The sequence below is a fragment of the Pseudomonas sp. P4_C3 genome (genome assembly GCF_056402075.1).
The window spans coordinates 22,434-28,739 of record NZ_JBFUIC010000051.1; the positions used below are offsets into that span (position 1 = coordinate 22,434).

At 60.7% G+C, this 6,306-nt stretch carries 7 protein-coding genes; 3 read left to right on the top strand and 4 right to left on the bottom strand.

Annotation, left to right across the window (positions count from 1 at the left end; genetic code table 11):
* Positions 1–72: 72 nt before the first annotated feature.
* On the bottom strand, positions 73–849 hold the full coding sequence (locus tag AC1DVH_RS11775; RefSeq protein WP_477753946.1) for an IclR family transcriptional regulator: 777 nt from the start codon (positions 847–849) through the stop codon (positions 73–75).
* Between the two features lie 165 nt (positions 850–1,014).
* Here AC1DVH_RS11775 and ypfJ point away from each other — a divergent pair, with 165 nt between their 5' ends.
* Both ypfJ and AC1DVH_RS11785 read left to right on the top strand, forming a co-directional pair.
* A complete protein-coding gene (gene ypfJ / locus AC1DVH_RS11780; RefSeq protein ID WP_477753947.1) occupies positions 1,015–1,908 on the top strand; it encodes a KPN_02809 family neutral zinc metallopeptidase in 894 nt (297 codons plus the stop codon).
* Positions 1,909–2,868: an alpha/beta fold hydrolase gene (locus AC1DVH_RS11785; protein WP_477753948.1), complete on the top strand. Its 960-nt coding sequence runs from the start codon at positions 1,909–1,911 to the stop codon at positions 2,866–2,868.
* 142 nt (positions 2,869–3,010) lie between these two features.
* Here AC1DVH_RS11785 and AC1DVH_RS11790 read toward each other — a convergent pair whose 3' ends face one another.
* The 3 genes from AC1DVH_RS11790 to AC1DVH_RS11800 form a co-directional block, all read right to left on the bottom strand.
* Positions 3,011–3,604, bottom strand: a complete 594-nt coding sequence (locus tag AC1DVH_RS11790; RefSeq protein ID WP_008052432.1) for an HAD family hydrolase — start codon at positions 3,602–3,604, stop codon at positions 3,011–3,013.
* Positions 3,601–4,470 carry an acyl-CoA thioesterase II gene (gene tesB / locus AC1DVH_RS11795; protein WP_007995359.1) on the bottom strand — a complete coding sequence of 290 codons (870 nt, stop codon included), beginning with the start codon at positions 4,468–4,470 and terminating at the stop codon, positions 3,601–3,603. The genes AC1DVH_RS11790 and tesB overlap by 4 nt, the downstream gene beginning before the upstream one ends.
* 104 nt (positions 4,471–4,574) lie before the next feature.
* A complete protein-coding gene (locus AC1DVH_RS11800) occupies positions 4,575–5,144 on the bottom strand; it encodes a GNAT family N-acetyltransferase (protein WP_477753949.1) in 570 nt (189 codons plus the stop codon).
* Between the two features lie 78 nt (positions 5,145–5,222).
* Here AC1DVH_RS11800 and AC1DVH_RS11805 point away from each other — a divergent pair, with 78 nt between their 5' ends.
* Positions 5,223–6,143, top strand: a complete 921-nt coding sequence (locus AC1DVH_RS11805) for a histone deacetylase family protein (RefSeq protein ID WP_477753950.1) — start codon at positions 5,223–5,225, stop codon at positions 6,141–6,143.
* Positions 6,144–6,306: the final 163 nt, after the last annotated feature.

The window sequence follows — 6,306 nt, forward strand, 5'->3', positions numbered from 1 at the left end:
TTCCACTTTATGACATCAATGACTCAAGAAAGTGTGCGAATACCGCACACTCTATTCAAGCAGACATCACGCTCAACTGAACAACTCTGACGCCTGGCTCGCCAGCGAAAGCTCTTCGGCGTACTTCAACAAGGTCGACGCCAACTCATGCAAGCGCGCACCGGGCATTCGCGCGCTTGGCCCGGCAATACTGAGCACGCCAATCACCCGGCCATCCAGTGGATGACGTACCACGGCGGCAATCGCCGAGGTGCCCACCGCCGAACTTTCCTCGACCCAGGCGTAGCCTTGCTCCCGCGCCAGACGCAAGCGCTCCAGCAGTTCAATATTCGAACGCGGTGCATTAGGCCCGATGTCCCGAGGCAATCCGCCTCCTTGCCGCTCGACCAGCGACAGCGCCTCGGCATCGCTCATGCACGCCAGCCACGCATGCCCGGAAGCCGTGTAGAACAAAGGCGCATCACGCCCCATGTCCGGGTCGTAGCGCAGGCCCGAGCGGGCACCCTGGGACTTGGCGATCCAGACCTGCCGTTCACCCTGAATCACCCCCAGACGCACCAGTTCACCGGTTTCCCCGGCCAGTCGATCAAGCACCGGCTGAACGATATCCGCACCGCTGCCGGACAGGTATCGAAAGCCCATGGCCACCAGCTTGGTCGACAGGTGATAGCGCAGGTTGTCCGGATTCTGCCGCACGTAACCCAGGCGAATCAGTTCGGCGAGCAACCGATGAGTCGCGCTTTTAGGGATTTCCAATTGCTCGGCCAACGTCTGCATCGGCAGACCCTGCGGTTCACCGGTCAGGCTTTCCAGCACGCTGAAGACACGTTCGATCTGACTGCCGGCCATGGTAGGTCCCAAACAAAATTTGGCTGATTCTAGAAGAGAAGCCCCACGAAGCAAAATTGGAACCAGTCGCACAACCGGCAGTCTGACTATCGGACTGGCGCGGCTCTCAATTCGCAGCAACACTCATCGCACGGCTCTTTACCCGGAACAAAAGAGGATTCCCGCATGCTATGGAAAAAGGGCCGACGCAGTGACAACGTGGTCGATGCCCGTGGCGATGATGTCGGCAGTGGCGGTGGTGGGATGCGCTTCGGCGGTGGCAAGGGCCTGAGCCTGACGGCAATCCTCCTGATCGTCGGCATCGGCTGGATCACCGGCCAGGATCCGTTGCAAATCCTCGGACAACTGACCGGGCAAATGGGCCAGCAAACGGCGCCCGCTACCAACCAGAGTCGCAAGGCACCGCCGGTCAATGATGAAAGCGCGGAGTTCGTTCGTTCGATCCTCGGCGATACTGAGGACACCTGGGGTGCGATTTTCCAGCAGGCTGGCCGCCAATACAAAGACCCGACCCTGGTGCTGTTCAGCAACCGCGTGAATTCGGCCTGCGGCCTGGCCACCTCGGCGACCGGCCCGTTCTATTGCCCGGCGGACCAGAAAGTCTACCTGGACATGGCGTTCTTCCAGGAAATGTCCCAACGCTTTTCCGCCGCAGGCGACTTCGCCCAGGCCTACGTGATCGCTCACGAAGTCGGACACCATGTACAGACCCTGCTTGGGGTTTCCGCGAAAATTCAGGCAGCGCGCCAGCAGGGTCGGCAGATGGAGGGCGACGGTGGTTTGCTGGTTCGTCAGGAACTGCAAGCCGATTGCCTGGCCGGCGTCTGGGCCAACAATGCGCAGAAGCGCCTGAACTGGCTGGAACCGGGCGACATCGAAGAAGCACTGAACGCAGCGAACGCCATCGGCGACGATCGTTTGCAGCAACAGGGTCAGGGCCGCGTGGTCCCGGACTCGTTCACCCATGGTACGTCGGCGCAACGGGTGCGCTGGTTCAAAACCGGTTTCGCCCAAGGCCAGGTTGGCCAGTGCGATACCTTTGCGGCGAAAAATCTGTAAATGAAGAATTGGTTGTTGGTTGTTCTGTTTACTTGCGCAACGTCCCAGGCCGCCGAGCATGAGGTCAAGGAGCTCAGCTCAGGGCGCCTGCTGTTGAAATCAGGTGAAATCGCGGTGGGCATCAGCCCCGCCCCGGCAAAAATCGAACGGGTGCTGATCATCCTCCACGGTCGCTTGCGCAATGCGCAAACCTATCTGCAGAGCGGTGAGCACGCGGCCGAACTGGCCGGACAAAGTGCAACGACCCTGGTGATCGCCCCGCAGTTTCTCAATGAAACCGACGTTGCGGTCCATCCGGTGGCCGACACGGTTTTGCGCTGGCAAGGCAATGAATGGATGGCTGGCGGCGAATCCACGGCACCGTTTCGGCTGAGTTCCTACGCCGCGCTCGACGAAATCATCGCCCGCCTGGGTGACCGCCAGCAGTTTCCGGATGTGAAGCAAATCGTCATCGCCGGGCACTCCGGCGGCGCGCAGGTGGTTCAGCGCTATGCATTGCTCGGCCACGATCAACCAGCCCTTGAAGCAGCAGGCGTGCAGGTGCGATACGTGATCGCCAATCCGTCGTCCTACGCCTATTTCGATGAGCGCCGGCCAGTGGCGTTCAGCCACGCGGGTTGCCCGCAATTCAATCGCTGGAAATATGGGCTGACGGATTTGCCCGCCTACGCCGAAGGACAAACTCTCGCACAACTGCAGGAAAAGTACCTCACGCGTGACATCGTTTATCTACTGGGCCAGCAGGACACCGACCCGAATCATCCGGCGCTGGACAAGAGCTGCGAGGCCAAGGCGCAAGGGCCGTATCGATTGGCCCGCGGGCGTTTTTACTTCGATTATCTGAAGCGGCTGCAACCGCAAGGGTTGAAGCAGCAACTGATTGAAGTGCCTGGAGTCGGGCATGACGGAGATGGGATGTTTACCTCGCCGGAGGGGCAGAAGGCTTTGTTTGGGCAGTAGGTTTTGCAGTGCCGGATCTGACGCCATCGCGAGCAAGCTCGCTCCCACAGTGGTTCTCTAGTGATATTCAATATCGAGTCCACACAGACCTATTGTGGGAGCGAGCTTGCTCGCGATGGCGATTTAGCAGACGACAAATTCGTCAAGCCGACAACATCTGCCGCAACTCGACACAATCCGCCGCATGCCAATCGGTCAATTCCGGCCATGGATTATCCGGCAGATTCACCAAAACAGTCCGCGCTCCCGCCGCTCGCCCGCAATCGAGATCGAAGCGGTAATCACCGACCATCACCATCTCGCTCGCCGGCACCTTCCACGCTTCGGCCAGTTTCAGCAGCCCGCCCGGATGCGGTTTGGGTGGTGCATCATCGCGACCCAACACATCTTCCAGTGCAAAGCAGTCGGCCAGGCCAATGGCCTCCAGCGTGACATGCGCCAGCTCCCGGGCATTGCGCGTGAGAATGCCCAGGCGATAACCGCGCCCGGCCAGCTCACGCACCAGCTCCACCGCGCCCGGTGCCGGTTGCGAACCGAGGGCCAGGTCCCGCTCATGCTCCAGCAGCCACGCATGTTTGGCTGCGGCTTCATCGGCCGGCAGTGCGGCGAGGTGAGTCAGGATGTCGTGTTCGGCAGGGATCGCCAACGCCACGCGAATCGCCGCGAAGTCGTGCACGGCGACCGTCAGGGTACCGTCCATGTCGAACACCCAGTGACGTACATCGGCCAGGCTCATGCCCAGTCCTTGCGATGACGGATCAAGCCTTCCTGGGTGACCGAGGCCACCAGTTGCCCGGCGCGGTTGAACACGCTGCCACGGGAGAATCCACGGGAGTTGCCGGCCCACGGACTGTCCATCGCGTAGAGCAACCAGTCATCGGCACGCAAATCCTGGTGGAACCACAACGCGTGATCGAGGCTGGCGACCTGCATGTCCTTGTGCCAGACCGACTTGCCGTGGGGCTGCATCGAGGTGGTCAACAAGCCAAAGTCCGATGCGTAGGCGAGCAAATACTTATGCAGCGCCGGCGAATCGGCCAACGCCCCGTCGGCGCGGAACCAGACGTACTTGACCGGGTCGGAGGGTAGCGGGTTGTAGGGATCCTTCTCGGTCACCGGGCGAAATTCGATCGGCTTCGGGCACAGCAGTTTTTCGCGCATTTTCTCGGGGATCAGGTGCGCGCGCTGCTGGGTAATTTCCAGTTCCGATGGCAGGTTTTCCGGACCGACCACTTGCGGCATTTCGCTCTGGTGCTGAAAACCTTCTTCGTCGTATTGGAACGACGCACTGCACGTGAAGATCGGGTGGCCCTTCTGGATCGCCGTCACCCGGCGCGTGCTGAAACTGCCACCGTCACGCACCCGGTCAACCTGATACACCACCGGCAGCCCGGCATCGCCCGGACGCAGGAAATAGCCGTGCATCGAATGCACATGGCGCGCCTCTTCAACCGTCTGACTGGCCGCCGACAGCGACTGGCCGAGCACCTGCCCACCGAACAACTGGCGAAAACCCAGATCCTGGCTGCGGCCACGGAACAGGTTTTCCTCGATCGGTTCCAGGGTCAGCAGGTCGACCAGATCATCCAACACTTGGCTCATTCAGATGCTCCTCACGCAACACATTGCCGCGCAGCCTTGGCTGCAACGGTCGATTCAGTTTCTGGACCGGGCCCATGAAGGCCATTGTAAACGTCCGTGTCAGGTTATCCATGCAAGGTTTGCAGCCATTGTTCGCGACTGATGCGATACAGCACATGCCGACACAACGGATGATCGGCCTCGAGTCGCGGGTGATCGAAGTCATTTTCCGGATCATGGTGCATGCCGATGGCCTGCATGACTTTCTCTGACGGCAGATTGGTTTGCGTGGTGAAGGCCACAACCTCTTTCAGCGGCAAGCGGTCGAACCCGCAGCGCAGAGCGGTCCACGCCGCTTCACTGGCGTAACCCAGGCCCCAGTGCTCGCGGGCCAGGCGCCAGCCGATTTCCGTGGCAGGGGTGAAAGGCGCGTCGAAACCGACCACACCGAGCCCGGTAAAACCGATGAATTGGCCGGTGTCCTTGCGTTCCAGAGCCCATAGGCCGAAACCATGCTCGGCGAAATGGCCACGGATTCGCCCGATCAATGATGCACTTTCCAGCCGACTCAAGGTTGCCGGGAAATAGCGCATCACCTGCGGGTCGGCACACATCGCCGCAAAGTCCGCTAAATCTTCATCGCGCCACTGGCGCAACAGCAGCCGAGCGCTTTCAAGTTCCAGTATTGGCTCCATTGCTCCCCGCCCTCCGTTTGCATGCCGCAAGTCTACAACGCTGGTAGGATCCTTCTCTCATTCCTGAATGAAATCATCATGCCGCTCCCGCTGATTTATCACGAAGACTACAGCCCCGAGTTTCCGGCGGATCACCGCTTTCCGATGGACAAGTTCCGCCTGTTGCGCGATCACCTGGTGGACAGCGGCCTGACCCGCGACGCCGACCTGTTGCGCCCGGATCTATGCCCCGCAGAGATTCTCGCCCTCGCCCATGACCCTTCGTATATCGAACGCTACATGAGTGGCGAATTATCCCGCGAAGACCAGCGCCGCCTCGGGCTGCCCTGGAGCGAAGCCCTGGCCCGGCGAACGGTGCGGGCGGTCGGTGGCTCGTTGCTCGCCGCCGAGCAGGCGCTGGAGCATGGCCTGGCCTGTCACCTGGCGGGCGGCACCCACCATGCGCACTACGACTACCCGGCCGGGTTCTGCATCTTCAATGACCTGGCGGTGATCAGCCATTACCTGCTGGAAAGTGGAAGGGTGAACCGGGTACTGATCTTCGATTGCGACGTGCATCAGGGCGACGGGACTGCACGAATTTTGCACAACACCCCGGAAGCAGTGACCGTTTCCCTGCACTGCGAGAAGAACTTTCCCGCACGCAAGGCCGAAAGCGACTGGGACATTGCGCTGCCCAACGGCATGGGCGATGCCGACTACCTGAAGGTGGTGGACGATGCACTCAACTACCTGCTGCCGCTCTACCAACCGGATCTGGTGCTGTATGACGCCGGAGTCGATGTGCACAAGGACGACGCACTGGGTTATCTGAAGCTGACAGACGAAGGCGTCGCCGCCCGCGATGAAAGCGTGATGCGCCATTGCCTGGGTCGCGACATTCCGCTGGTCGGGGTAATCGGCGGTGGCTACAGCAAGGACCGCCAGGCCCTGGCCCGCCGTCACGGCATCCTTCATCACATTGCGCAACGCGTCTGGCAGTCATCAGGTTGTCACTGAGCTGTGGATGCTTTACCCACAATGCCTGTGGAACTGCCTGTGGATAACCTGAGTGAAAGGGCCTACAGCCCATGCTGCGTACAGGCTACAGAACACTGATTGTTTTATAACCAGCACTAGCTAACACCACCGCCCCCCCTGTGGGAGCGAGCTTGCTCGCGAT

Bases quoted from the DNA above. Each gene is read 5' to 3' on its own strand.
- AC1DVH_RS11775 (WP_477753946.1), bottom strand. From the start codon at position 849: ATGGCCGGCAGTCAGATCGAACGTGTCTTCAGCGTGCTGGAAAGCCTG.
- ypfJ (WP_477753947.1), top strand. From the start codon at position 1,015: ATGCTATGGAAAAAGGGCCGACGCAGTGACAACGTGGTCGATGCCCGT.
- AC1DVH_RS11785 (WP_477753948.1), top strand. From the start codon at position 1,909: ATGAAGAATTGGTTGTTGGTTGTTCTGTTTACTTGCGCAACGTCCCAG.
- AC1DVH_RS11790 (WP_008052432.1), bottom strand. From the start codon at position 3,604: ATGAGCCTGGCCGATGTACGTCACTGGGTGTTCGACATGGACGGTACC.
- tesB (WP_007995359.1), bottom strand. From the start codon at position 4,470: ATGAGCCAAGTGTTGGATGATCTGGTCGACCTGCTGACCCTGGAACCG.
- AC1DVH_RS11800 (WP_477753949.1), bottom strand. From the start codon at position 5,144: ATGGAGCCAATACTGGAACTTGAAAGCGCTCGGCTGCTGTTGCGCCAG.
- AC1DVH_RS11805 (WP_477753950.1), top strand. From the start codon at position 5,223: ATGCCGCTCCCGCTGATTTATCACGAAGACTACAGCCCCGAGTTTCCG.